This window comes from Streptomyces sp. NPDC050548, assembly GCF_044457385.1.
GTDB lineage: Bacteria > Actinomycetota > Actinomycetes > Streptomycetales > Streptomycetaceae > Streptomyces.
The window spans coordinates 344,965-368,557 of record NZ_JBITGV010000005.1; the positions used below are offsets into that span (position 1 = coordinate 344,965).

Annotated in this window: 18 protein-coding genes, 1 pseudogene and 1 riboswitch; of the genes and pseudogenes, 10 read left to right on the top strand and 9 right to left on the bottom strand. The window is 70.3% G+C overall.

Annotated elements, in window-relative coordinates; all coding sequences use genetic code 11:
* Positions 1 to 17: 17 nt before the first annotated feature.
* The 4 genes from ACIBJH_RS17215 to ACIBJH_RS17230 form a co-directional block, all read right to left on the bottom strand.
* Positions 18 to 2,798: a hypothetical protein gene (locus tag ACIBJH_RS17215; RefSeq protein WP_399117668.1), complete on the bottom strand. Its 2,781-nt coding sequence runs from the start codon at positions 2,796 to 2,798 to the stop codon at positions 18 to 20.
* Between the two features lie 67 nt (positions 2,799 to 2,865).
* The gene (locus tag ACIBJH_RS17220) at positions 2,866 to 3,855 is read right to left on the bottom strand and encodes an ATP-binding protein (RefSeq protein WP_399117669.1); all 990 of its coding nucleotides are present in this window, start codon (positions 3,853 to 3,855) and stop codon (positions 2,866 to 2,868) included.
* A 31-nt stretch (positions 3,856 to 3,886) separates the two neighbouring features.
* On the bottom strand, positions 3,887 to 4,444 hold the full coding sequence (locus ACIBJH_RS17225) for a hypothetical protein (RefSeq protein ID WP_399117670.1): 558 nt from the start codon (positions 4,442 to 4,444) through the stop codon (positions 3,887 to 3,889).
* Positions 4,445 to 4,446: 2 nt separating this feature from the next.
* A complete protein-coding gene (locus ACIBJH_RS17230; RefSeq protein ID WP_399117671.1) occupies positions 4,447 to 4,974 on the bottom strand; it encodes a MarR family winged helix-turn-helix transcriptional regulator in 528 nt (175 codons plus the stop codon).
* A 51-nt stretch (positions 4,975 to 5,025) separates the two neighbouring features.
* Between ACIBJH_RS17230 and ACIBJH_RS17235 the strand changes: the two genes are divergently transcribed.
* A complete protein-coding gene (locus ACIBJH_RS17235; RefSeq protein WP_399117672.1) occupies positions 5,026 to 5,979 on the top strand; it encodes a DMT family transporter in 954 nt (317 codons plus the stop codon).
* Between the two features lie 45 nt (positions 5,980 to 6,024).
* Here the strand turns inward: ACIBJH_RS17235 and ACIBJH_RS17240 are convergent, their stop codons facing one another.
* Positions 6,025 to 6,489: an HIT family protein gene (locus ACIBJH_RS17240; RefSeq protein ID WP_399117673.1), complete on the bottom strand. Its 465-nt coding sequence runs from the start codon at positions 6,487 to 6,489 to the stop codon at positions 6,025 to 6,027.
* A 116-nt stretch (positions 6,490 to 6,605) separates the two neighbouring features.
* Positions 6,606 to 7,547, bottom strand: a complete 942-nt coding sequence (locus ACIBJH_RS17245) for a ScbA/BarX family gamma-butyrolactone biosynthesis protein (RefSeq protein ID WP_399117674.1) — start codon at positions 7,545 to 7,547, stop codon at positions 6,606 to 6,608.
* A gap of 110 nt (positions 7,548 to 7,657) precedes the next feature.
* Between ACIBJH_RS17245 and ACIBJH_RS17250 the strand changes: the two genes are divergently transcribed.
* The 3 genes from ACIBJH_RS17250 (at position 7,658) to ACIBJH_RS17260 (ending at position 9,885) form a co-directional block, all read left to right on the top strand.
* Entirely contained in the window at positions 7,658 to 8,311 is a 654-nt protein-coding gene (locus tag ACIBJH_RS17250; protein ID WP_399117675.1) for a ScbR family autoregulator-binding transcription factor, read from the top strand.
* Between the two features lie 154 nt (positions 8,312 to 8,465).
* Positions 8,466 to 9,644 carry a glutaminase gene (locus ACIBJH_RS17255; protein ID WP_399117676.1) on the top strand — a complete coding sequence of 393 codons (1,179 nt, stop codon included), beginning with the start codon at positions 8,466 to 8,468 and terminating at the stop codon, positions 9,642 to 9,644.
* On the top strand, positions 9,625 to 9,885 hold the full coding sequence (locus tag ACIBJH_RS17260) for an ankyrin repeat domain-containing protein (protein ID WP_399117677.1): 261 nt from the start codon (positions 9,625 to 9,627) through the stop codon (positions 9,883 to 9,885). Before ACIBJH_RS17255 ends, ACIBJH_RS17260 begins: the two co-directional genes overlap by 20 nt.
* 30 nt (positions 9,886 to 9,915) lie before the next feature.
* On the opposite strand, the gene ACIBJH_RS17265 is transcribed toward ACIBJH_RS17260, so the two are convergent.
* Together ACIBJH_RS17265 and ACIBJH_RS17270 are read right to left on the bottom strand one after the other, a co-directional pair.
* Positions 9,916 to 10,665 (bottom strand): class II aldolase/adducin family protein, encoded by a 750-nt coding sequence (locus tag ACIBJH_RS17265; protein ID WP_399117678.1) that lies wholly within the window; start codon positions 10,663 to 10,665, stop codon positions 9,916 to 9,918.
* 61 nt (positions 10,666 to 10,726) lie between these two features.
* Positions 10,727 to 12,178 (bottom strand): sodium:solute symporter, encoded by a 1,452-nt coding sequence (locus ACIBJH_RS17270; protein ID WP_399117679.1) that lies wholly within the window; start codon positions 12,176 to 12,178, stop codon positions 10,727 to 10,729.
* A 160-nt stretch (positions 12,179 to 12,338) separates the two neighbouring features.
* On the opposite strand from ACIBJH_RS17270, the gene ACIBJH_RS17275 reads away from it, so the two are divergent.
* Entirely contained in the window at positions 12,339 to 13,895 is a 1,557-nt protein-coding gene (locus tag ACIBJH_RS17275; protein ID WP_399117680.1) for a PucR family transcriptional regulator, read from the top strand.
* 3 nt (positions 13,896 to 13,898) lie between these two features.
* Here the strand turns inward: ACIBJH_RS17275 and ACIBJH_RS17280 are convergent, their stop codons facing one another.
* Positions 13,899 to 15,506 carry a purple acid phosphatase family protein gene (locus tag ACIBJH_RS17280; RefSeq protein ID WP_399117681.1) on the bottom strand — a complete coding sequence of 536 codons (1,608 nt, stop codon included), beginning with the start codon at positions 15,504 to 15,506 and terminating at the stop codon, positions 13,899 to 13,901.
* A 448-nt stretch (positions 15,507 to 15,954) separates the two neighbouring features.
* On the opposite strand from ACIBJH_RS17280, the gene ACIBJH_RS17285 reads away from it, so the two are divergent.
* From ACIBJH_RS17285 to metE, 5 genes and pseudogenes are all read left to right on the top strand, one after another.
* A complete protein-coding gene (locus ACIBJH_RS17285; RefSeq protein WP_399117682.1) occupies positions 15,955 to 17,760 on the top strand; it encodes a methylmalonyl-CoA mutase family protein in 1,806 nt (601 codons plus the stop codon).
* On the top strand, positions 17,760 to 19,946 hold the full coding sequence (gene scpA, locus ACIBJH_RS17290) for a methylmalonyl-CoA mutase (RefSeq protein ID WP_399117683.1): 2,187 nt from the start codon (positions 17,760 to 17,762) through the stop codon (positions 19,944 to 19,946). The genes ACIBJH_RS17285 and scpA overlap by 1 nt, the downstream gene beginning before the upstream one ends.
* Positions 19,943 to 20,926, top strand: coding sequence for a methylmalonyl Co-A mutase-associated GTPase MeaB (gene meaB, locus ACIBJH_RS17295; RefSeq protein ID WP_399117684.1), 984 nt, complete (start codon positions 19,943 to 19,945; stop codon positions 20,924 to 20,926). The genes scpA and meaB overlap by 4 nt, the downstream gene beginning before the upstream one ends.
* A 25-nt stretch (positions 20,927 to 20,951) precedes the next feature.
* The gene (locus ACIBJH_RS17300; RefSeq protein WP_399117685.1) at positions 20,952 to 21,479 is read left to right on the top strand and encodes a hypothetical protein; all 528 of its coding nucleotides are present in this window, start codon (positions 20,952 to 20,954) and stop codon (positions 21,477 to 21,479) included.
* A gap of 1 nt (position 21,480) precedes the next feature.
* Positions 21,481 to 21,705, top strand: a riboswitch (cobalamin riboswitch).
* Positions 21,706 to 21,908: 203 nt separating this feature from the next.
* Positions 21,909 to 23,475: pseudogene (gene metE, locus ACIBJH_RS17305) on the top strand (5-methyltetrahydropteroyltriglutamate--homocysteine S-methyltransferase).
* Positions 23,476 to 23,593: the final 118 nt, after the last annotated feature.

Genomic DNA, 23,593 nt, shown 5'->3' on the forward strand with positions numbered 1-23,593 from the left:
CGTTCCTCGTGGGAACCTCAGGGCGCCTCCTGTCGGGCGGCTTCGGCTTCCAGCTCCGCCAGCCGCTCCGCGGCGAAGCGGACACCTGCGTCCTGTGCCTGGCGCAGGGCTCGTTCCGCGCCCGCGGTGTCGCCGCGTTGTCGGCGGAGGGCGGCGAGAGTCAAGAGGAGATGCGGGTCCCCCTGGCGGATGGCTGGGATCAGGAGCTGTTCAGCCGCCTCGCTCTCTCCGCGGGCGGCGCGGGCGCGCGCAAGGGCTTCGATGAGAGTCACGGAACGAGCGGCCAGTTCCTCAGCTTGACGTGTTCTTCCTGTCGTCTCCAGGATGCGGACGAGATCCGCCTCCGCGCTCGGGTCCCCCTCCTGCAGTATGCGCCGATAGAGCCGCTCCGCTCGTTTGAGGTCGCCTTGCTCCTCCCGCAGTCTGGCAAGCTCTGGCAAGGCGTGGCCCACGCCGAGGTTGTAAGCCTTCCAGAGCAGGCCAGCGGCCGATCGGTAGCCACCCTTGCTACGACGGATCATGCCCAGACCGCGCAGAGCATTCGTCTCGCCCATGGAGACGGCAATCTCGCAGAAGTGTTCGGCGCGGGCCGTGTCCCCCTCCTCCTCATACACCCAGGCGAGTTCGCGCGGAGCGTTCATGTCGCCCGCCTCCATTGCATGCAGGAACACCTCGATTGCCCGAGGCGTGTCCGTGTACATATAGGCCCAGGCAAGCCCGGTGAAAGCTTCACTGTTGCCCGCTTCGAACGATCGCGTCGCGAGGTGGAGGGCGCGCTCGTGCTGGTCGCAATCTGCCAGCCAGCGGGCCTGATACTCGACGGCCCGGGCTCCGAAGAAGCCGCGGTCGAGGACGGCCTCGTAGAGCCGCTCCGCAGCCGTGTCCTCTCCGCGCTGGGACAGGACGGACGCGAGCCCCGCTGCAGCGTCGAACCTGCCGCTGGATTCCACGGCCTTCCGGTACCAACGTTCCGCCTCGTCGAGCAGTTGCGCACGCTCGTACCGCCAGGCCAGGTGGACTTGAGCCTCGGCATCGCCGAGCTCGGCGGCCAACTCAAAATAGGACAGAGCATCCTCGCCCTTGCCGCGGTCCTCGAGCCAGAGGGCGAGCGTGGACAGTGCCGCGCCCTCGCCTTCCTCTGCCGCCACCATGGCCAGGGCCTCGGCGTCCGTCGTCATGCCGCGGGCCAAGGCTGCGCGGCTCAGCGTGACCTTGTCCCCGGCGCTGGCGGCATGTTGTACGGCGGCGGACCAAAACCTCTCACCCGGGCAATTCAGCTCGCGATGCCTTCTCGCGTGCAGTTCGACGAAGTCCGAGAGTCGGTAATGGCTCGGTTCCGGTAGGTCCGGCAGAGATGGGCCCGGGGCCGGCGTCAGAGGCCCACGTACACCACGACACGGGGCTGACAGGTACTCCACCGCTCGCGTGAACCAGTCGGGCCGTGCCAGGTCGCGTTGCAGCGAGGTGAGGTACTCCGCGGCAGCGTTCTTGAGGAAGGCATGCGGGAGATCGAGGCTGTGGCCCAGTCGACGGGCGTCCATGGCGGCCTGCAACACCGCGCGGGCGGTGGGCGATCCCGTCTCGTAACGCTCCAACTGGGCCGGGCCACCGGCCAGGTACTGGATAACGTGTCCGCTCTCGGCGAGGCGCGCGGCCTGCAGCATCCGTTCATCGGTGACCTCGGACCCTGCGGTGAGAATGGTGAGCTCGTCCTCACTGAGCGTTTCCGGTACTCGGATCGGGCACCTGGCCAGCAGGGATTTCGTCTGCGCGCGTTCGTCCCGTGGCGCGGTGGTCATCGTGGCCCAGTGCTCATGCCAAGCCGTACCGAGGACGAGCACGGGTACGCATCGGGCGCTTCGAAGCAATCCCGTCAGTCTGGAAGCGACCTGCTCGTCCCGATCGGTGTCGCCGGAGAGGAGGTAGCGGTTGATCTCGTTGAGCCATAGGACCGTTTGGGGGCCTACCAAGTCGATCGCGGCGAGCAGGTCCTCAGGGGCAGCCGGATGCCACAGTCGCCAGTCCCCAGGCAGCCGCTGAATCGCCTCCCATGCCGCTCGCGTCTTCCCCGTGGAGGAGTCTCCAAGAAGCACCTTCATGGCGCTTCGCCCTGCGAGGGCCTGGTTCACGGCGATGCCGAGTTCGTCGTCGAAGGGCCTGCGGAAGTATGCGGGCAGTGGCCCACCATCGTCAGTCGCGTGGTCGACGATGATCGCCTCGTGGACCTCCAGGTCGAAGGGGTCGGCGGCGGCGATTGGGATGCCCGGACGATTCAGGCCGCCCGCGCTCTCCGTGGGCGAGAGCTCCCCCAATGCCTCGCGGTCGCAGAACCGGCGAGCCGCTTCGTCTCCGAAGTAGCGGGCCACGATGAGTGGCCGACTACGCAGCAGGATCCCCAGGTGCTCTGCGTCCCAGATCTCGCCGAGAGACAGTCCCGGATACCGGTCCTGGTAGCCGTGGGCCAGATCGCGCACTTGGGTGCGCGTCCCCCTGCACGAAGTGACGATGACCAGGCGCGCCACGCCCTGAGGGCGCGGACCGTGGACGAAGGTGTCCAGCGCCTTCTTCGCGTTTGTGTCCGTGAACCGGGTCACTTGCTTGACTTGGAAGGCGTGCCAGCCGCCGTCCGCTGCACGCCCGACGATGTCAATACCGCCCTGCGCCTGCCCGGGCGTTCCGTAGCGGTGGCACGGCGACAGACACTCCACTGCCTGCACGAGTTCGCACACCAACCGCTCGAAGTCGTCCCAGAGCATGTCATGGAATGGGAGGAAATCGATCTTCTTGTCGATTACCACGGGCTGTCGTGAGGACTGCACTGCACTAACCCCCGCTCGATCCACGCGTCAACGTGCGGTTCACAGGCTAGACGGGGGGACTGACATGGACGCGCTCCCCCAGTTCATGGGTCGAGCCGAAGGGTTCGAGGCGATCGAGGCGGAAGGCGAGCACCGGGGTGCCCGCCTCGTTCAGGGCGGTGAACGCCTGGTGCAGCACAGCGCTTTTCCCGCCGCCCGCGGTACCGGTCAGCAGGATGAGCCGCCGAGTGCCTTCGCCGATCTCGGCCACGAGACGGGCGGCCTCCTCGCGGGGGATCGTGGGCCTCAGGAGCGTACGTTCGACGCTCGCCGCCCATCGACGCGTCGCTGTGCTCACCGCGTCGGACGCTGCGGCGGCGTCGACCCGTACGACACTCCGCAGTCCGTACGGCGCCAGCCGGGCGGTGAGGGCCGCGACGTCGAGCGTGGTGCCCACGTTGTCGAGCAGGAGTTGACCGAGGGCGAGCGCGGCCAGGCGGCCGGGCGCTCCGGCCAAGACCTGTTCGGCCAGGACCGCGTTGGTGTGCACGAGGTCCCGTTCGTCGTGCCACTCCACCCGAAGTCCTCTCAGGATTCTCCAGGCTGTCGCCGCCGAACCGTAGATGTCGGCCGAGGCCAAGGCGTCGAAGGGGCCCCGGAGTTCGTCCGTCAGCCACTCGGTCCGGAAAACGGCGAGATCGTCGGAACGGCGGGCCCGGTCGGCGAGTTCGTCGAGCGCGCGGGCGGGAAGCACGGAGACGAAGTGAAACTCCCTGCCCGCCTCGACGTGCGAACGCAGGCTGTCCCACACCCCCTTCTCGCGGAGCGAGGCCACGTTCCAGCTGTTGGCGTTGCGGTTCTGCCGCTTGACCTGGTGCACCTCCGTTCCGTGGTCGTGCCGGTAGACGAACTCGGTCCCGTCGCCGAGCGGCCCGCCGGGCTCCACCTGGAGCGAGGTGCCCGAGCCCAGCAGTACGTACAGGGCGTGTCTGATCGTCCAGGCGCCTTCATAGCGATTCCCGAACTTGTCCGTCTCGCCACCCGGCCGCGGTACCACCGTGTCCCGCCCCCTGTCCCTCGCCCGGCACCTATGTTCTCGGAGGCTTGCGCGCCTTGCGCGGTCTGTTCCAGCCCCCCGCCGGCCGCTCCCGCTCCCGGGCCGCCGTCGCCGCGTCGAACTCGGCCTTGCTGATCACCGCCCGTGGTTCGGGCACGAGCGTGGTCGCCGTCGATCGCCAGGGGACGGCCGAGGACCAGCCCACCAGGGGCAGTGTCTCGTCGTAGTGGGGCGCGAACCGCGCGACGGCGATGGTGGGCATCCGGTAGTGCAGGCCGCGGACGTGCGCGACGAACGAGGCCGGCAGCGCGACGTGATGGGTCTCCACGTAGTGCGCAAAGTCCCGGCGCCACAGCCAGTTGCCGTCGGTCATCAGCGACGAGCATCCCGGAGAGTGCCGGTGGGGGCTCCCGGTGAGGACGTCGACCCCGCCTTCCATGACGTCGAGGAGGACGTGACCGCCGTCCAGGTAGGCGACCAGTTCCGCTTCGTCCGGTTCACCGACGGGCCGGACGGCGTCGCGTATCGATCCGTTCGGTTGGCCGGACCTGACGTCCAACTCGTCGTAGAAGCCCAGCAGTTCCAGCATCGTTACTCCTTCGACCTCGACCCCTCCACCCGCGCGAGCCACGCAGTGAGCAACCCCTCCAACGCCTCCGCCTCCCCCGGCGTCAGCAGGCCCAGCAGGCGGTGTTCGTTGTGGATGTGGTCGGTGAACGCCCGGTCGATCAGTTCGTGTCCGGGGTGGGTGAGGGCGACGATCCGGCCGCGCTGGTCGTCGGCGGAGCGGCGGCGGGTGACGAGGCCGGCGTGCTCCAGGCGGTCGATCCGTTTCGTCATCGCGCCGGTGGTGACCATGGTGTGGGCGGCGAGTTCGCCGGGTGCCCGTTCGTAGGGCTCGCCGGCGCGGCGCAGGGCGCACAGGACGTCGAACTCTCCCTCGCCGAGTCCGTAGCGGCCGTAGACGAGGCAGAGTTCCTCGGTGAGGTGGTCGGCCAGGCGGTGCAGCCTGCCGATCACGCCCTGTGGGGTGACGTCGAGGTCGGGGCGCTCTCGGCGCCAGTCGGCCTGGATACGGGCTACGCGGTCCGGGGGGTGCGGGAGGTGCGGGGCGTCCATGGGCACCACGATACTTTCCCAGGAAGCTACATTGGCTCTATGTTTGCTTCCATGGAAGCAAACATGCGATGGGTGGCACTCACCGCCGTCGCACCGGTGGCCTGGGGCACCAACTACTACGTCACCCACGCGTTCCTGCCACCCGACAGCCCGCTCTACGGCGCGGCCCTACGAGCCCTGCCCGCCGGCCTCGTCCTGCTGGGCCTGTGCCGGCAGCGACCGCGCGGCGCGTGGTGGTGGCGGTCCGCGGTGCTCGGGCTGCTGAACGTGAGCGTGTTCTTCGTGCTCGTCTACGCCGCCTCCCAGCTGCTCCCGACGAGCATCGCCTCGACCGTCATGGCGGTGTCCCCGCTGGCGATGATGCTCATCGCCTGGGCCCTGGTGTCCGAGCGGCCCGGCCGCGCGCACCTGGCCGGCGCGGCGATCGGGCTCGGCGGTGTGTGTCTCATGCTGTTCACGGGGGCGGACGGGGTGAGCGTGCCGGGGGTCCTCGCCTCGGCCGCGGCCATGCTCGTGTCGGCCTTCGGCCACATCCTGACCAAACGGTGGAACACCACGGGTACCGACGTACTCGCCTCGACCGCCTGGCAGCTCACCGCCGGAGGGCTGTTCCTCCTGCCGGTCGCCGCGGTCGTGGAGGGTCCGCCGCCCGCGCTCTCCCCCTCGGCGCTCCTCGCGTTCGGCTACGTCACGCTCGTCGCCACCGCACTGGCCTTCGCGGCCTGGTTCACCGGGCTGCGGCACCTGCCCTCCGGAACAGTGGGTCTCATCGGACTGCTCAACCCGGTCACCGGCGTACTGCTCGGCACGGTGGTCGCCGGAGAGGTCCTGACGGTCCGTCAACTGTGCGGACTGGCACTGGTTCTGGCCGGAGTCGTCCTGGGCCGCCCGACCCGCCCCTCCCGCCCCACCCGCGCGGGCCGCCGCGGCACCGGCCGGACACCACCCCACTCCGTACCCGACGAACGTCCCGTCCACGAGTCCGTCGCCGGCGACCCCCGGTAAGGGGCGGTTCTGTACGACCGGGTGCCGTTCCGGGCCCGTGCCGCCTCAGTGCCGCCGCGAGGCCAGCGCACTGCGCAGTCTCCTCGCGGAGTCGTCGAGCAGTGCCGGATCCTCCTCGGTCTCCTCACCCTCCTCGGCCTTCGTGGGCCACAGATACGGCATCCGGTCGCCCTGGTAGCGCGGGACCACATGGACGTGCAGGTGGAACACCGACTGCGTGGCGACCGCCCCGGACGACTGGATGACGTTCAGCCCCTCGGGGCGGTGGGCGGCCCGTACCGCGTGGGCCGCCCGGAGAACCGCCGTGCCGACGGCCGCCGCCGTCCCCTCGTCGAGGTCCCAGATGTCCGCGACATGACGCCGGGGCACGACCAGGACATGCCCGGGGTGTACGGGTCGTACGGGCAGGAAGGTCAGGGACTCGGCGGTGTCGGCGACGACGCGGGCCGGTTCGGTGCCGGCGGCGATACCGCAGAAGACGCAGTCGGTGTCGTGACGATCCACCCTCATGGGTCGACCATAGGCCCGTGCGCGGGCGCACCCCTCAGCGGACGCCCGCGCCGGGCGGGCAGTCCGCCCGCGTCGACGTGCTGGTATCGAGTCACTGAACGCACTACGCCACCAGCTCAGTTGGTCAGGACCGGTTCCCACCGCAGGACCCCCGCCGCCGCCACGGCACCGCCCTGCGTGACGCCGAACTCCCAGCCCTCCTCGCCTCGCTCGCACGCGACGTACGCGGGCGGGTCCCAGTCCGTGAACCGGGAGGCCGTCATACGGCAGCCGGTCAGCCGGCCGGAGGTGTCGCCGCTCGTGAGGCAGACGGCCTGACGGGCGGCTTCCAGGAGGACCATGCCGGGGATGTGGTCGCTGGGGTGGTCGAAGAACAACGGATGGCGAAGGTCGGCCGGTGCCACCCGCAGCGAGCCGGTCCCGTCCCGGGCCACCATCACACCGCCGGAGGCGGAGGCCGACACGGCGGCGGGCGGGAGTCGCCGGACGTCCTCGCCGGGTGGCGGAAGCGCACCGGCCCGGGCACCTCGCAGCGCCCGGTACTCGTCCTCGGTGAGAATGCGGGCCCGGCCCTCTGCGCTGCCGAACTCGGCGTCGCCCGCCGCCAGTTCGAGCCGGAGACTGAGCGCGGCGGGATACGGGAGGCCTTCGACGCGACGGACGTCGTGGACCGTGGCGCGGCAGGTCACGTCGGTCGCGCCGTAGCCGACCACGGGTTCGGTGGCGGGGTCGAGGCGGAAGCCGATGGTCTTGATGACGGCCCTGCTGCGGCTGGGGACACCCAGGAAGCGCTGGCAGAGGTAGAGGCAGCCCTGCCGGAGGGTTTCGGCGATCAGCAGCGGGTCGTGCCGGTCGCCGGATCCGGGCCGGAACGTGGAGTGGGAGCGTGACCACTGCGCGGCGAGCAGAAACCGCCCCTCGCCCAGTGCGTGTCCGTCGGTGAGCAGGACCTCCGCGATCGACTTCCGGTGGACGAGATTCCGCGGTACGGAGCGGTCCCAGCTCAGCGTCGGGATCGCCGCCGTACCGAAGGGGGGAGATCCGGTTGATTCCTTCATAAAATAATAGGATGCGTGATTCTTGTGGGTGCGGATAAGAAATGCCGCACCGTCCGATAGATTCGCCTGAAAAGACGATTCAGCGTGAAGGGCAAGGGTCGTTGAGGGCGATGCAAGAACGCGCGGAAGCCACCCGGCAGGCCGTCCTGGCGGCGGCGGCAGTGCTGTTCGAACAGCATGGTTACGTCGGGACGAGCATCAGCGACGTGGCGCGGAGGAGCGGCTACACCAGCGGCGCCATCTACTTCCACTTCGGCAGCAAGGAGGGCCTGGCCGCGTCCGTCTTCGAAGCCCACTTCGGTGAATGGCCGCGGCTGGTGGAGAGCTGGACCTCGCTCGAAGGACCCGTCCTGGACCGGCTGGTGGGCCTCAGCCTCGCGGTGGCGCGCGAGTTCCGCGACAACGTGATCGTGCGGGCGGGCAACCGGCTCTCGAACGAGAGCAGATCCATTCCCGCCGAACTGCCGCAGCCGTTCGTCGGCTGGATCGAAACCGTCGCCCAACTCCTCGACTCCGCACGGGAGAACGGCGAACTCGCCCCCGACACGGATGTCGAGCGGGCCGCGCGGGTCGTCGTCGCCGGATTCTTCGGCACCCACACCGTGTCCGCCGCCCTGGACGACCGCAAGCACGTCGAGCAGGCGGTGACCGACCTCTGGCTCTTCCTGCTCCCCGCCCTCCAGGCCTCCCCCGACCCGCACGGCTGCCTGGACCGGGCGCGCACCCTGCTGGACCGCGCTCCCGGACCGAGGTCCGCCGCGTAGGCACCGCTCGCCCAGCCACCGCTCCCCTCGCGCTCCCGCACGCCCCACCCGAACGGGTGGCGGCGCTCTCGGCAGCGGCTCCCACCCTCTCCACAATGGAACATAACGATCGTAATGTTCTGCGATCCGCAGTTTCTGTCACGAGGTGAGCCGCATGGCGTCCACGACCCGCCCCAAGGAAAACCCCAATTCCGCCTCCGGAACGAACCCCTTCGAAGCCGCGTACCGCGCCCTCTTCGACGCTTTCGACGACGACGGAAGCCGGACACTCTCCCGTGCGGAACTCGTCAGGAATCTCCATGCCACCGGAATCCTGGAGGACGACCCCAGGATTCAGGGCATCCTCGACGCGACGCGGGACGGCGACGGCGACGGCGAGCGGGAATTGGGATTCCCGGAATTCGTGGCCCTGATCCAGCATCACAGTGGTCTGCTGCAGCGGGCGATGCGGAATTCCCTCGTCGTGCCGGACTTCCGGTCGCTCACCGAGGAGATCGACCGGATCCATCACGATCTGCTGCCCGTGCGCGCCGGGCGGGTGGCCGACCACATTCCCCAACTCGCCCGTGTCGACCCGGAACAGTTCGCGATCTCCCTGTGCACCGTCGACGGCCAGCGGCACACCGTGGGGGACGCCGACGTCCCCTTCTGCGTCCAGTCGGTGTCCGAGACCGTCGCCTACTGCATGGCGCTGGAGGAGCACGGCGTCGACACCGGGGCGATCATGAGCTGCGCGCTGATCCGTCCCGAGCTGTCCCTCGCCGACCGCTTCGACCACGTGGCGCGGACCTGGCAGCGGTTGGCCGGGGGCAGGCGGGTCGGGTTCAACAGCTCCGCCTGTCTCTCCGAACGGCAGACGGCCGACCGCGATGTCGCGCTCGGCCATGCGATGCGGGAGAGCAAGGCCTTCCCTCCGGGCACGGATCTGCTGCGGACGCTGGAGTTCTCCTTCCAGTGCCGCTCCATCGAACTGGACGCGCGCATGCTGGCGGTGGTCGCCGCCACCTTCGCCAACGGAGGGGTGTGCCCGCTGACGGGCGACCGGGTCTTCGGCCAGGAGACCGTCCGGCACTGTCTTTCCCTCATGTCCTCGTGCGGGATGTACGACTTCTCCGGCGAGTTCGCCTTCACCCTCGGCCTGCCGGCCAAGGGCGGGGTGTCCGGCGCGCTCATGGTGGTGATCCCCGGGCTCATGGGGGTCTGTGTCTGGTCCCCCAGGCTGGACGAACTCGGCAATTCGGTACGGGGAATCGAGTTCTGCCGTCAGCTCGTGAAGAAGTTCGAGGTCCATCCGCCGGCTCGCGTCCGCAGGGGTGGACATCAGCACCGGTGACTACGACGGCCGCACTCCGCTGCGTCTCGCCGCGGCCGAGGGTCATGTGGAGGTCACCGGCTGCCTCCTCGCGCACGGCGCCGACCCCGCGGCGACCGACCGCTGGGGCGGCACCGCCCTGACCGACGCCCAGCGCGGCGGCCACACCCAGGTCGCGGAACTCCTCGGTCCGCACACCGCGGTGCCCCAGCAGAAGGCCACTCAGGCCGACAGCGGGTCAACTGCCGCCTCCGCAAAGTGAGTCGACCGACTGGTGCCGGAACTCGGCACCTCAGTCCTCGTAGTCCGGGGCGATGCGCTCCACCAGACGGAGCAGTGCCGACCAGGCGAGGTCGTAGGCCTTGTCGTCCTGGAGGTCCGACTTCTCGTCCTCGCCGGTGAGTTGACGGGCTGTCAGTTCGCAGATGTCGGGGGCGGGGGTGCGGAGCGGGGTGCCCGTGGCGGTCGCGGTGGTCTGGATCTCGCAGGCCTTGTCGAGGTAGTACATGCGCAGGAAGGCCTGTGCGGGGGTCTCTCCCACGGTGAGCAGGCCGTGGTTGCGCAGGATCATCGCGGGGTGGCCGCCCAAGTCGCCGACCAGGCGCCGCTGTTCGGCGAGGTTGAGGGCGACGCCCTCGTAGTCGTGGTAGCCGAGCCTGCCGTAGAACTCCATGGAGATCTGGTTGAGCGGGAGCAGGCCGCTCTCCTGGGCGGCGACCGCGCAGCCCGCCCTGGTGTGGGTGTGCAGGACGCAGTGGGCGTCGGGGCGGGCTGCGTGGATGGCGCTGTGGATGACGAAGCCGGCCGGGTTGACCGGGTGGGGGGACTCCTCGACGGGGTGGCCGGACAGGTCGATCTTGACGAGATTGGACGCGGTGATCTCCTCGAAGAGGAGGCCGTAGGGGTTGATCAGGAAGTGGTGTTCGGGGCCCGGGAGGCGGGCCGAGATGTGGGTGAAGATCAGGTCGGTCATCCTGAAGTGCGCCACGAGCCGGTAGACGGCGGCCAGTTCGCGGCGCAGCCGGAGTTCTTCCGAGGACATGGGGACCTTTCAACGGGGTACGGCACGTGCGGGTGCGGGTGGGGGGGTCCGGTACGGCGGGTCAGGCCACGCTCAACTCCGCTGCCGCGGGCGCCGGTTCGCCCGCCAGGCGGCGGTGCCAGGCCTGGACGACGGACTCCTCGGTCGGCTTGGTGAGGAGGCTGACGGCCACATAGGCAACCAAGCCCGCCAACAGGCCGTAGTAGATGGGCTCGTTGGCGAGGAGGCCGTCGGTCACCATGAGGACGACGACCGTGGTGCCGCCCGCGATCATCGAGGCCATGGCGCCGGGCAGGTTGCCGCGCTTCCAGACGAGGCCACCGAGGATGGGCACCAACAGGCCGCCGACGAGCAGGTTGTAGGCGACGGTGAGGGCTTCGATGACGTCGCCGAGGGCGCAGGCGATGCCCATGGCGGCGATGCCGAGGACGACGATCGCGAGGCGGTTGGAACCGATCTCGTCGTCCTGCGAGCCGGTGACCGTGCGCTTGCGCAGGCGGGCCCAGATGTCGTTGTTGGCGACGGTCGCCGACGCGATCAGGGCGCCGCTCGCGGTGGACATCATCGCGGAGAGCGCGGCGGCCAGCACCAGACCGCGGACGCCGGTGGGCAGGGCGTGCCGGACGATGGTCGCGAACGCGTCGTCGGCGGCGGCGAGGTTCGGGTAGAGGGTCTTGGTGGCCATGCCGATGACGGCTCCGGCCAGGGCGTAGACCAGACAGTAGACGCCGGCGACCGTGCCGCCCCAGGACGCGACCCTGTCGGAGCGGGCGGTGAACACCCGCTGCCAGATGTCCTGTCCGATGAGCATGCCGAAGGTGTAGATCAGCACGAAGGTGAGGATGGTCTGGCCGCCGATGGAGGTCAACGAGAAGTAGCCGTGCGGCAGTTCGTCGGCCATGGCGCCGAAGCCACCGGCCTTCACCACCGCGATGGGCAGCAGCAGGACGAGCACACCGAGGCTCTTGACCACGAACTGCACCATGTCGGTGAGGGTGATGGACCACATGCCGCCGAGCGCCGAGTAGCCGACGACGATCGAGCCGCCGATGACCACCGCGACCCAGCGCGGCACGTCGAACAGGACGTCGAAGACGCTGGCGTAGGCGATCGTGGAGGTCACGACCAGCATCAGCGTGTAGATCCACATCACCACGCCGGAGATCACGGCGGCGGTGTCGCCGTAGCGCAGGGAGAGCATCTCGGCGACGGTGTAGACCTTGAGGCGGGCGATGCGGGCGGAGAAGAAGATGCTCAGCGCCAGCAGTCCGAGGCCGATGGCGAAGACCATGGCGGCGCCGGAGAGGCCGTAGGTGTAGCCGAGGCGGACGCCGCCGATGGTGGAGGCGCCGCCGAGGACGACGGCGGCCATGGTGCCGGTGTACATGAGGGGGCCGAGGCGGCGGCCGGCGACCAGGAAGTCGCTCTTGGAGGCGGCGCGTCTCTTGCCCCACCAGCCGACGCCGATGATGCCCAGCAGGTATGCGGCCATGACGAAGTAGTCGACGGTCATCCGTGACCTCCGGGTGGGAAGGGGTGGTGCCTTGGGAGTGGGATGACGCTATAGGCGTTCGCACTGGCGCCGAAGTGGCGGTTCTGTCCAATATGGAACGGTCCATTGGATGATTCCGGCAGTCCCGCACGACATGGCCGGGTCGGGAGGATGTCCCCTCATGACCGAGTCCGAGCAGCCGTCCGTGCCGCTGAGCGTGCTGCTCGCCGACCCCGCCCTCGGTCTGCGCCAGGTCGCCGGGCCCGTCGGGGATCGCCTGGTCAGCACGGTCGGCACCACGGAGATCGAGGACCCGTCGCCGTATCTGGTGGGCGGCGAGCTGCTCCTCACGGCGGGGGTGCGGCTGCCGCCCGACGCGGAGGGCGTCGACACCTATGTACGGCGGGTCGTCGCGGCCGGGGTGTGCGCGCTCGGGTTCGGGGTCGCGCCCGTGCACGACGAGGTCCCGGCCGAGCTGGTCGCCGCCTGCGACCGGCACGGCCTGCCCTTGCTACGGCTGCCGCCCGCGACCCCGTTCGTGGCGGTCGGGCAGGCCACGTACGCGGCGATCGGCGAGGCCCGCAACCGTGCGCTGCGCGAGATCTCCCGGGCCCAGTCGGCGCTGGCCGCGGCGGCCGCCCGGCCGGACGCGCTGCGGGCCGTGCTCGCCCAGCTCAGCGGGCACACCGGCGCCTGGGCGGTGCTGCACGACGCCCGGGGCAACGAGCTGTTCAGCGCGGGACCCCGGCCCGCGCCCCCGACACCGGGGCGGGTGCGTGACCTCGCCGTGCGCACGCTCGCCCGGGTCCGCACCGGTTCCGGCGGGCGGTCCGCGCCGGCCGCCGCGGCCGACCACGAGGGCGGTGTCCATCTGACCGTGCACACCCTGCCCGGCGCCGACGGCACCGCGACGGCGCTCGCCCTGGGCCAGGCGGCGACCGAAGCTCCGACTCTCGTACACCGGCAGGTCACCAGCACGGCGGCCGTACTCCTGGCCCTGCTCACCAGTCCCCGGCACGCCCTGGGCACCGACACGCACAGCGCGGGCGCGCTGGTACGGCTGATGCTGGGCGCGAGCCCGGCCGACGTGGCACCGGCCCTCGCACCCACCGGGCGCTGGGTCGTGGTCCACGGCCGGTACGCGACGACACCGCCGCCAGGAGACGATCCGGCCCAACTCGCCACCCTGGGAACCGCGTTGGGCACCGCATATCTGTATGTCGACGGCTCCGAGCTGAAGGCACTGGTGCCCGGTGCGCCGGACGTACGGCCCGAAGTGCCCGCGCAGGCAGCGGACTTGGGCTGGGTGCTCGGGTTCAGCACCCCGGTGCCCGCCTCGGAGCTGGCGCACGCGGACGTCCAGGCCGAACGTGCCCTGCAACGCGCGCTCGCGGCACAGGTGCCCGCCGTCGTCCACACCAGGGATCCGCTCACCGTCCACGGGCTCGTTCCGGCCGCCGACGCCCGGGAGTTGGCCCGCACCCGGTTCGCCCCGCTCGACGACGCGGGTTCCCCAGGCGCCCCGGTTCTCGTCGAGACCCTGCGCATCTGGCTGACGCTGCACGGCAGTTGGGACCGTACGGCGGCGGCTCTGCACGTCCACCGGAACACCGTGCGGCACCGTCTGGCACGGATCGCCGAACTGCTCGATGTGGACGTACAGGACCCCGGCACGCGGATGGAACTCTGGTTCGCCCTGCAGTGGTTGCCGGACGAGGGCCAGGACCGTTCCGGCTGAGGCTCAGCGTTTGCCGTCGGAGCGCTTGCGGTGGAGGGTGAAGTTCTCGAACACGGACAGGTCGCCGTTCGGCTTGTTCACGTTGTAGTAGGTCACGTGCATGCGGGTGGTGTCACCGGCGTGCCGGCCGGGGTCGACGGTGAACGCGGCGAAGCCGTAGGGGTGTTCGGTGTCCCGGACGCCGATCCAGACCGCCTCCTCCTTGGTGTAGGTGGAGGTGCGCTTGCCGTTGGAGCCGGGGGTCGCCGACACGGACGTGATCACCTTGCCGGTGCCGTCCTTGAAGAAGCTCTGGTTCGTGGTGCCCGAGACGCCACCGCCGCCGAGGATCATGTGGACGGTGCCGAGGCCGGTGTCGATGTCGTCGGTGGCCGTGGAGACCGGGTTGGGGGTCAGCGTCTCGGTGCCGCTGACGACTCCGCGAACGGCCAGCGAGCGCTCGTAATTGTGCTCGTGGCCGCACAGGACCAGGTCCACGCCGTAGCGGTCGAACAGGGGGCCGTACTTCTGGCGCAGGCCCAGGTCGGCGCCGTTGGCGTCGGTGGAGCTGACCATGACCTGGTGCATGGCGACGACGATCCAGTCGACGTCGCGCGAGGCCCGGGCCGCCTTCAACTCCTTCTCCAGGAAGGCGAGTTGGCGTCCGCCGGAGTAGCCGCTGATGTAGACGTCGCCGCCGTCCTGGAGGCAGTTGTCGTCGTTCTGCAGCACGATGACCCGGACCGAGCCGGCCGTGAACGCGTAGTAGAGACCCGCGAGTTCGGCGTCGGTCTCGGTGGACGGCAGGTCGAAGTAGGTCTGGTAGGCGCCGAGTCCGATCGGGCCGTTGGCCTTCTCGATCTCGTGGTTGCCGGCCGCCGGCATCCAGGGGCGGAAGCGGGCCGAACGGGTGTTGTTGGTGAAGAAGTTGTTCCAGGTGCGGACCCGGTCGACGTCCAGGTTGGCGTAGCAGAGGTCGCCGTTGAGCAGGTGGAAGAGCGGGGCGACCTGTTCGATGCCGGTGACGATGTCCTTCGTCGCGGGGGTGGAGTTCGCGTCGAGGCCGACCGTGCCGTTGGCCGCCCAGGTCACCTGCGGGGCGGACTGGTCGCCGAAGCTGGTGAAGGTGATCGGTTTCCGGCCGCGCGGGGCGGTGCGGAACGTGCCGCTGTCGGGGGTCGCGCCCTCGTGGGTGGCGAGGTAGAGGTAGTCGGTGTCCGGGGTGAGCTTGTTCAGCGCGGCGTGGTGGACGTAGACGGTGCGGCTGGAGGTGCCGTCGACGTAGGTGACGGTGCGGGCCTTGGCGCTGGAGCCGAAGCCGTGCTCCAGCGTGCCGTAGCGCACGACCGGTTTGGACACCGGTCTGTCGGTGATCCACGAGACCGTCATCTGGGTGCGCGGGTCCGCCCCGAAGGTGAGGTGCAGGCCCTGGACCGGCGAGGCGCCGGAGGCGTCCGCGGTGAGGTGGAAGGCCGGGGCGTCCAGCGGGGCGGCCTGTGCCGTGCCTGCTCCCAGCAAGGGGGTGACGGCGGCGCCCGCGCCGGCCGTACCGAGGAGACCCAGCGCGTGCCGTCGGCTGACCCCCTCGGACGACTGCGCCGAACCGTCCGGTGTCTCTGTCTGTGCGGTCATGATGCCCTCCCTGGCGAGCAGTTGAGCTGACAACGTCCGCACCCTGGCGCTTCCCGGCGGCTCCTGAGTGAACAGTGCGTTGCCAGACGGTCATCGCGAAGCGCGGGGCGTGCCGGGGCGGCGATTCTTGCCCCGCGCTTTGCCGGGGACCGACACTTCGTTGACACGGGCGGGGCGCGGAAGGCGAGTTGAGGGATCAATTCCGGCCACCGCCGCCACGGCGTCGAGAACCGGCACTTCGCCGGGCCTCGGAAGTCTGTCGTACGGCGAGGAGCGGGCGACGAGGAACAGTGCCGGGGCGGCAGCGCGCCACGTCTGGTCCTAGCGGTGGCCGGGGGCATCGCCCGGGGGTCGCAGCCGGGCCGAAGTGGTCTAGACCGCCAGGCGAGGCAAAGGTCACAGCCGCGTCCTCTGCTGCTCACCTGCACGTTTGCCCTAGCATCCGAGCATGACGGTCCTGCCTGACGACGGGCTCTCGCTGGCCGCCGAGTTCCCTGACGCGACCCATGAGCAGTGGCAACGCCTGGTGGAAGGCGTACTGCGCAAGTCGGGCAAGGAAGTCTCGGGTACGGCGGCGGAAGACGCTCTGTCCACCTCGTTGGAGGACGGGCTCCTCGCCCGTCCCCTGTACACCGCGGACGACTCCGCACCCGAGCCCGGTCTCCCCGGTTTCGCCCCCTTCGTACGGGGCGGCCGAGCCGAGGGCAACACCCTCGGCGGCTGGGACGTACGCCAGCGGCACACCACCGCCGACAACTCCGCGGTCCTCGGCGACCTGGAGAACGGCGTCACCTCGCTGTGGCTGACCGTGGGCGAGCAGGCCGTCCCGGTCGCCTCGCTCGGCCGGGTCCTCGACGGCGTCTATCTCGACCTGGCACCCGTCGTCCTCGACGCGGGGCCCGAAGTCGCTTCCGCCGCGGCCGAGTTGCTACGGCTCTACGAGGAGCGGGGCATCGCGCGCGAGGCCGCCCGGGGCAACCTGGGCGCCGACCCCCTGGGCTTCGCGGCCCGCACCGGAGCGGACCCCTTTGACTTCGCTGCCGTCGCCGCGCTCGCCCTGCGCTGCGCGGAGGAGTACCCGGGGCTGCGCGCGCTGACCGTGGACGCGCTGCCGTACCACGAGGCCGGCGGTTCGGCGGCGCAGGAGCTGGGCGCCTCGCTCGCGACCGGTGTCGCCTATCTGCGGGAGCTGACCGGGGCGGGGCTGAGCGTCGAACAGGCCGTCGCCCAGCTGGAGTTCAGGTACGCGGCCACCGCCGACCAGTTCCTCACCATCGCCAAGTTGCGCGCGGCGCGCAGGCTCTGGGCCCGAGTGGCCGAGGTGTGCGGGGCGCCTGGCGGACAGGTGCAGCACGCGGTGACCTCGCCGGTGATGATGTCCCGCCGCGACCCGTGGGTGAACATGCTGCGCACGACGGTCGCGACGCTGGCCGCCGGGGTGGGCGGTGCCGAGTCCGTCACCGTGCTGCCCTTCGACCACGCGCTGGGATTGCCGGACGCGTTCGCGCGCCGGATCGCCCGCAACACCTCGACGATCCTGGTCGAGGAGTCGCATCTGTCCCGGGTGATCGACCCGGCGGGCGGCTCCTGGTACGTGGAGCGGCTCACGGACGAACTCGCCCACGCGGGCTGGGAGTTCTTCCAGCACATCGAGCAACAGGGCGGTCAGGCCGCCGTGTTGGCGTCCGGAAGCCTCCGCGAGGACCTCGCCACCACCTGGGCGGCCCGCAGCGCGAAGCTCGCCAGGCGTCGCGAACCCATCACCGGCGTCAGCGAGTTCCCGAATCTCGCCGAACGCCTCCCGGAGCGCGCGCCCGCCCCCGCCGAACCCTCCGGCGGACTGCCGCGCGTGCGCCGCGACGAGGCCTACGAGGCCCTGCGCGCCCGCTCCGACGCCCACCTCGCGGCGACCGGCACCCGCCCGCGGATCTTCCTGGCCGCGCTCGGCCCGGCCGCCGCGCACACGGCCCGGCTCGCCTTCGCGTCGAACCTGTTCCAGGCGGGCGGCATCGAGCCCGTCACCGACGGCGAGTTCGCGGACAGCGGCGCCACCGAAGCCTGCCTGTGCTCAAGCGACGCGCTGTACGAGGAGCAAGCGGCCGTTGTCGCCGGGGAGTTGAGGTCGGCCGGTGCCGGGCACGTGTTCCTCGCGGGCCGTCCCGGGGAGTATCCCGGTGTCGACGCCTATGTCTTCGCGGGCTGCGACGCCGTGGCCGTCCTGTCCGCCACCCTCGACCGCATGGGAGTGTCCTGATGGCAGCGAGCGGGCGCATCCCCGACTTCTCCGGGATCGAGCTGGGGGCCCCGGCCGCCGAAGCCGGACCCGACGAGTGGCGCGACGCCGTCAAGAAGGCGGCGGGCGGCGACGATCTCCTCTGGGAGACCCCGGAGGGCATCGCGGTCAAGCCGCTGTACACCGGGCAGGACCTGGAGGGCCTGGACTTCCTGGCCACCTACCCGGGCATCGCGCCGTATCTGCGCGGCCCGTACCCGACGATGTACGTCAACCAGCCCTGGACGATCCGTCAGTACGCGGGCTTCTCCACGGCCGAGGAGTCCAACGCCTTCTACCGGCGCAATCTGGCGGCCGGTCAGAAGGGCCTGTCGGTCGCCTTCGACCTGCCCACGCACCGGGGTTACGACAGCGACCACCCGCGCGTGACCGGTGACGTCGGCATGGCGGGCGTGGCGATCGACTCGATCTACGACATGCGGCAGCTCTTCGACGGCATCCCGCTGGACAAGATGACCGTGTCGATGACGATGAACGGCGCGGTGCTGCCCGTGCTCGCGCTCTACATCGTGGCGGCGGAGGAACAGGGCGTACCGCCCGAGAAGTTGGCCGGGACCATCCAGAACGACATCCTCAAGGAGTTCATGGTCCGCAACACCTACATCTATCCGCCGAAGCCGTCGATGCGGATCATCTCCGACATCTTCGCGTACACCTCGCAGCGGATGCCCCGCTACAACTCGATCTCCATCTCCGGCTACCACATCCAAGAGGCGGGCGCGACAGCCGACTTGGAGCTGGCCTACACCCTCGCGGACGGGGTCGAGTACATCCGGGCGGGCCGGGAGGCGGGGATGGACGTGGACGCGTTCGCGCCCCGGCTGTCGTTCTTCTGGGCGATCGGCATGAACTTCTTCATGGAGATCGCGAAACTGCGCGCGGCCCGCCTGCTCTGGGCGAAGCTTGTGAAGCAGTTCGACCCGCAGAACGCCAAGTCCCTTTCCCTGCGCACCCATTCACAGACCTCGGGCTGGTCGCTGACCGCGCAGGACGTGTTCAACAACGTGACGCGTACGGCCGTGGAGGCCATGGCCGCCACTCAGGGCCACACGCAGTCGCTGCACACCAACGCCCTCGACGAGGCCCTTGCGCTGCCCACCGACTTCTCGGCGCGCATCGCCCGCAACACCCAGCTCCTCATCCAGCAGGAGTCCGGCACGACCCGGGTCATCGACCCCTGGGGCGGCAGCGCGTACGTCGAGAAGCTGACCTACGACCTCGCGCGCCGGGCCTGGCAGCACATCGAGGAGGTCGAGGCGGCGGGCGGCATGGCCAAGGCGATCGACGCGGGCATCCCCAAGCTGCGCATCGAGGAGGCGGCGGCCCGCACCCAGGCCCGCATCGACTCCGGGCGCCAGCCGGTCATCGGCGTCAACAAGTACCGGGTGGAGACGGACGAGCAGATCGACGTCCTCAAGGTCGACAACTCCTCCGTCCGCACCCAACAGATCGAGAAACTGCGGCGGTTGCGCGCCGAGCGCGACGAACAGGCCACCCAGGACGCGCTGCACGCCCTGACCCGGGCCGCCGAGGGCAGCGGCAACCTCCTGGAGCTGGCGGTCAACGCGGCCCGCGCGAAGGCGACGGTCGGTGAGATCTCCGACGCGCTGGAGAAGGTGTACGGGCGGCACGCGAGCCAGATCCGTACGATCTCCGGTGTGTACCGCACCGAAGCCGGCGAGTCTCCGTCCGTCGAGCGCACCCGCGCCCTCGTGGCCGAGTTCGAGGAGGCCGAGGGCCGCCGCCCGCGCATCCTGGTCGCCAAGATGGGCCAGGACGGCCACGACCGCGGCCAGAAGGTGATCGCCACCGCCTTCGCCGACCTCGGCTTCGACGTCGACGTCGGCCCGCTGTTCCAGACGCCGGGCGAGGTGGCCCGCCAGGCCGTCGAGGCGGACGTGCACGTCGTCGGGGTCTCCTCGCTGGCCGCCGGACACCTCACCCTCGTACCGGCGTTGAAGGAATCGCTGGCCGAGGAGGGCCGCGAGGACATCATGATCGTGGTCGGCGGGGTGATCCCGCCGCAGGACGTGCCGACGCTCCTGGAGATGGGCGCGGCGGCCGTGTTCCCGCCCGGGACGGTGATCCCGGACGCGGCCTACGACCTGGTCGAGCGGCTGGCCACCGACCTCGGGCACACCCCGTGATCGATGTCGACACCTATGTGAAGGGCGTACTCGACGGCAAGCGGGCCCTGGTGGCCCGTGCCATCACGCTCGTCGAGTCGACCAAGCTCCAACACCGGGCCATGGCACAGGAGTTGCTGACCGAGCTGCTGCCGCACAGCGGGAAGGCGCGGCGGATCGGGGTCAGCGGTGTGCCGGGCGTGGGCAAGTCGACGTTCATCGACGCGTTCGGCACGCTCCTCACCTCGTTCGGCTTCCGGGTCGCGGTGCTGGCCGTCGACCCGTCCTCCACCCGCACGGGCGGCTCGATCCTCGGCGACAAGACCCGTATGGAGCGCCTGGCCGTCGACCCGGCGGCGTTCGTCCGGCCCTCCCCCACCGCGGGCACCCTCGGCGGCGTCGCGAAGGCGACCCGCGAGTCGATCGTCGTCATGGAGGCGGCGGGCTACGACGTCGTCCTCGTGGAGACGGTAGGCGTAGGCCAGTCCGAGACCGCCGTGGCCAACATGGTCGACTCCTTCCTCCTGTTGACCCTGGCCCGCACAGGCGACCAGTTGCAGGGCATCAAGAAGGGCGTCCTGGAACTCGCGGACGTCATCGCCGTCAACAAGGCGGACGGCCCGCACGAGCGTGACGCACGGGGCGCGGCAAGGGAGTTGGCGGGCGCGCTGCGCCTGATGCACCCCGTCGACGCGGCCTGGACCCCGCCGGTGCTGAGTTGCAGCGCCCGTGAGGGCACCGGCCTGGACACGGTCTGGGAGCGCCTGGAACAGCACCGGTCGCTGCTGGACTCCACCGGCCGCCTCGCCGCCAAGCGCCGCGAGCAGCAGGTGGATTGGACGTGGACGATGGTCCGCGACGAGCTTCTGGGCAGGCTGCACGCGGATCCGGCGGTACGCTCACTGGCCCCGGACCTCGAACGGCGGGTACGGGAGGGCGAGTTGACGGCGACCCTGGCCGCCGAACAGATCCTGCGGGCTTTTGGATCCCGGCCCGGCTGACCCAGCGCCACCGGAGGTCGTCCGAATGATTCCCGCGCGGTTACTCGTCGGTGCTCCGCTGGCCCTGGCGTTTCTCGCCATGTCCGGCTGCTCTTCCACCTGGGGCTGCTCCGACACCACCGCGAAGCGCGGCAAGGCAGCTGTCAGGGTCCAGGTCGAGGACATCTACGGGCAGCATCTCGGCGCCTCCGCCGAGATAGTCGACTGGCGCCTTGAGCCCCACCCGCAGCTGCCGAACGGCGGTGACCAAGTCCACTACCGCTACCGCTTCTACGACGCCGACGAGTTCAACGGCCCCGCTCTGGACGTCTGCGCGGTCGACAAGAAGCGGGTGGCCCTGTTGTGCGAGACGGTCCATTCGGCCGAGGCGTTCGGGCCCAACGGCGATCACACGGGCGACAGTTGGCTCGCCGTCGAGCATCCCGCGCAGGTTGCCGGAGTGCTGTTGATCCCCAATGACCAGCACTACCAGACACGAACCTGCGCGCAGGACGGCAAGGACGGCGGCGGTCCGCATCCTCCGGAGCCGGCCGCCGTGGGGGACCAGCTGTAATACGCTTGCCCACGCAGCTGGTTCGCCCCGTCAGCCAGACGGACGCGTCGCAAGAGGGAACCCGGTGAGATTCCGGGACTGCCCCGCAGCGGTGAGCAGGAACGACCGCCGTCATACGCACTGGGTCCGCGACAGGACCTGGGAAGCGACGGCCAGTAGGTGTCCTCCGGTTCGACGGAGGGCGTGCCCGCGAGTCCGAAGACCTGCCAACTGCCCGCGCACGAACGGGTTTTGTGCGCGGAATCCCGGTGACCTCGTGGGCGGGTCGGCGTACACATCATCCGGTGTGCCCTTTCCTTCGCGCTCGCGTCCCGTCCCGGGATCTCAGGGAGACAGCTCGCGAAGGAGAGTTCCGTGACAGCGAAGTCCGCAGCCGCGGCAGCACGGGCCACCGTGTACGGCTACCCCCGTCAGGGACAGGGCCGGGAACTGAAGAAGGCCGTCGAGGGCTACTGGCAGGGCCGCGTCGACGCCGACGCCCTCCGGGCCACCGCGGCCGAACTGCGCCGCGCCAACTGGCGGCAGCTGGCCGAGGCCGGCATCCACGAAGTGCCGACCGGTGACTTCTCGTACTACGACCATGTCCTGGACACCAGTGTCATGGTCGGCGCGATCCCCGCCCGCCACCGTGCCGCCGTCGAACTCGACGCGCTGGACGGGTACTTCGCGATGGCGCGCGGTACCCAGGACGTGGCGCCGCTGGAGATGACGAAGTGGTTCGACACCAACTACCACTATCTGGTGCCCGAGTTGGGGCCGGACACGGTCTTCACCGCCGACTCCGGCAAGCAGGTCGGTGAATTCCGTGAGGCCCTCGCGCTGGGTCTCACGGCCCGCCCGGTGCTCGTCGGCCCGGTCACCTACCTCCTGCTCGCCAAGCCCGCACCCGGAGTCGCCGCGGACTTCGATCCGCTGACGCTCCTTGACCGGCTGCTGCCCGTGTACGCCGAGGTGCTGGCTGATCTGCGGGCGGCGGGCGCGGCTCGGTCTGCCGCTGCTGCCGACCACCACGATCGGCTCCTTCCCGCAGACCGCCGAACTGCGCACCGCCCGCGCCGACTTGAGGGCGAACCGGATCGACACGGCCGGGTACGAGGAGCGCATCAGGGCGGAGATCGGCGAGGTGATCTCCTTCCAGGAGAAGACCGGCCTCGACGTCCTGGTGCACGGCGAGCCCGAACGCAACGACATGGTCCAGTACTTCGCCGAGCGGCTGACGGGGTACCTCGCCACGCAGCACGGCTGGGTCCAGTCCTACGGCACCCGTTACGTCCGTCCGCCGATCCTGGCCGACGACATCTCCCGCCCCGAGCCGATGACGGTCCGCTGGACGACGTACGCCCAGAGCCTCACCTCGCGGCCGGTCAAGGGCATGATCACCGGGCCGGTCACCATGCTCGCCTGGTCCTTCGTCCGCGACGACCAGCCGCTCGGCGACACCGCCCGGCAGGTCGCCCTCGCCCTGCGGGAGGAGGTCAACGACCTTGAGGCGGCGGGCACTTCGGTCATCCAGGTCGACGAGCCGGCGCTGCGCGAGACGCTGCCGCTGCGGGCGGCGGACCGGGAGGCGTATCTCGCCTGGGCGACGGAGGCGTTCCGGCTCACCACGGCCGGAGTCCGGCCGGACACGCAGATCCACACGCACATGTGCTACGCGGAGTTCGGCGACATCGTGCGGGCCATCGACGATCTCGACGCGGACGTCATCAGTCTGGAGGCGGCCCGTTCGCACATGCAGGTGGCGCGTGAGCTGGCCGGGCACGGTTATCCGTGCGAGGCGGGGCCGGGCGTGTACGACATCCATTCGCCGCGTGTGCCGGGCGCGGACGAGGCGGCGGCCTTGCTGCGCAGGGGACTTGAGGCCATTCCGCCGGAGCGGCTGTGGGTCAATCCCGACTGCGGGCTGAAGACCCGCGGCTGGCCCGAGACCCGCGCTTCGCTGGAGAACCTGGTCGCGGCGGCCCGTACGGTCCGTGAGGAACTGGCCGGTTCCTGACCCGAGGAACGAACGGGGCGGGGGGGGGGGGGGGGGGGGGGGGCGGGCCCGCCCCCCCCCCCCCCCCCCCGCCCCCCCCCCCCGCGCCCGGCGGCGCCGCGCGCCACACGCGCGCGCC

What these genes read in the sequence shown, in the direction of transcription:
- ACIBJH_RS17225 (WP_399117670.1), bottom strand. Translation starts at nt 4,444, where the DNA reads ATGCTGGAACTGCTGGGCTTCTACGACGAGTTGGACGTCAGGTCCGGC.
- ACIBJH_RS17230 (WP_399117671.1), bottom strand. Translation starts at nt 4,974, where the DNA reads ATGGACGCCCCGCACCTCCCGCACCCCCCGGACCGCGTAGCCCGTATC.
- ACIBJH_RS17235 (WP_399117672.1), top strand. Translation starts at nt 5,026, where the DNA reads ATGGAAGCAAACATGCGATGGGTGGCACTCACCGCCGTCGCACCGGTG.
- ACIBJH_RS17240 (WP_399117673.1), bottom strand. Translation starts at nt 6,489, where the DNA reads ATGAGGGTGGATCGTCACGACACCGACTGCGTCTTCTGCGGTATCGCC.
- ACIBJH_RS17245 (WP_399117674.1), bottom strand. Translation starts at nt 7,547, where the DNA reads ATGAAGGAATCAACCGGATCTCCCCCCTTCGGTACGGCGGCGATCCCG.
- ACIBJH_RS17250 (WP_399117675.1), top strand. Translation starts at nt 7,658, where the DNA reads ATGCAAGAACGCGCGGAAGCCACCCGGCAGGCCGTCCTGGCGGCGGCG.
- ACIBJH_RS17255 (WP_399117676.1), top strand. Translation starts at nt 8,466, where the DNA reads ATGGCGTCCACGACCCGCCCCAAGGAAAACCCCAATTCCGCCTCCGGA.
- ACIBJH_RS17265 (WP_399117678.1), bottom strand. Translation starts at nt 10,665, where the DNA reads ATGTCCTCGGAAGAACTCCGGCTGCGCCGCGAACTGGCCGCCGTCTAC.
- ACIBJH_RS17270 (WP_399117679.1), bottom strand. Translation starts at nt 12,178, where the DNA reads ATGACCGTCGACTACTTCGTCATGGCCGCATACCTGCTGGGCATCATC.
- ACIBJH_RS17275 (WP_399117680.1), top strand. Translation starts at nt 12,339, where the DNA reads ATGACCGAGTCCGAGCAGCCGTCCGTGCCGCTGAGCGTGCTGCTCGCC.
- ACIBJH_RS17280 (WP_399117681.1), bottom strand. Translation starts at nt 15,506, where the DNA reads ATGACCGCACAGACAGAGACACCGGACGGTTCGGCGCAGTCGTCCGAG.
- ACIBJH_RS17285 (WP_399117682.1), top strand. Translation starts at nt 15,955, where the DNA reads ATGACGGTCCTGCCTGACGACGGGCTCTCGCTGGCCGCCGAGTTCCCT.
- scpA (WP_399117683.1), top strand. Translation starts at nt 17,760, where the DNA reads ATGGCAGCGAGCGGGCGCATCCCCGACTTCTCCGGGATCGAGCTGGGG.
- ACIBJH_RS17300 (WP_399117685.1), top strand. Translation starts at nt 20,952, where the DNA reads ATGATTCCCGCGCGGTTACTCGTCGGTGCTCCGCTGGCCCTGGCGTTT.